The organism is Spongiactinospora gelatinilytica (assembly GCF_003236385.1).
GTDB lineage: Bacteria > Actinomycetota > Actinomycetes > Streptosporangiales > Streptosporangiaceae > Spongiactinospora > Spongiactinospora gelatinilytica.
Genome location: NZ_POUA01000782.1, coordinates 1 through 857 on the forward strand (window position 1 = coordinate 1; position 857 = coordinate 857).

Consider the following 857-nt stretch of genomic DNA (forward strand, 5'->3'; position numbering starts at 1 on the left):
GGGGATAGGAGGTTGCGCATGTCGGTGATGGTTTGGCGGGCTCGGGCGGAATGGACGCCGTTTTCGATGGTGTCCAGGGCGGTGGTCCACACGGTGCAGGCTTCTTCGAGGCTGCCCTGGGTGAGGTGGGCGGCACCGAGGTAGCCGAGGGTGACGGCGTGGGTTCGGCGGAAGGTGGTGCCTCGGGTGCGGATGCTGTGTTGGTAGTGGCGTAGGGCGCCGGGGGTGTCGCCGAGGGCGGTGAGGGTGCGGGCGGTTTCGTGGGCGAGGGCGGCTTCGGTGAAGAAGAAGGTGCGGGCGGGTTCCGGAGTGCCTGCGTCGGCTGAGGTGAGGTCGTCTTCGGCTTGGAGGAGGGTACGGGCGGCGGCTTGGTTGTGGCCGTTGGTGGCGAGGGCGCGGGCGTGGACGACGCCGGTGAGGGCGCGTTCGCGTGGAGTGGCGTTGGTGTAGCGGCGGCCTTCGATGGAGGCGGTGGACAGGTCCAGGGCCTGTTCGGGGGCGCCGAGGTCGAGGGCTTGGTGGGCCATGGCGCGCAGGATGTGGGCGGTTAGGGGCGGGTCGTCGGCGCGGGCGGCGAGTTTGACGGCCAGGACGAAGTAGCGCTGGGCGAGAGCGTGTTCGCTGTTGTCGAAGGCCATCCAGCCGGCGAGGTAGGCGAGTTCTCCGGCGGCGCCGAACATGTCGCGCTGGACGGACTCGGTGGAGAAGGAGCCCTGGAGGAGCGCCGCCACGTCGGTTTTGAGGTACTGGACGACGGCCTTTCGGCCGTGGCCGCCGCCGCGTTGCTGGTCGACGCGGGAGAAGGTGGCGGTTAGTTCACGGACGGTCTCGATGTCGGCGGGGCCGATGCGGTGGCG

Annotated in this window: 1 protein-coding gene; it reads right to left on the minus strand. The window is 70.0% G+C overall.

Annotated features, from left to right (window positions below; translation table 11 throughout):
• On the minus strand, window positions 1–857 hold an 857-nt coding region (locus tag C1I98_RS42405; RefSeq protein ID WP_497846353.1), incomplete at both ends, for an NsdA family TPR-like regulatory protein.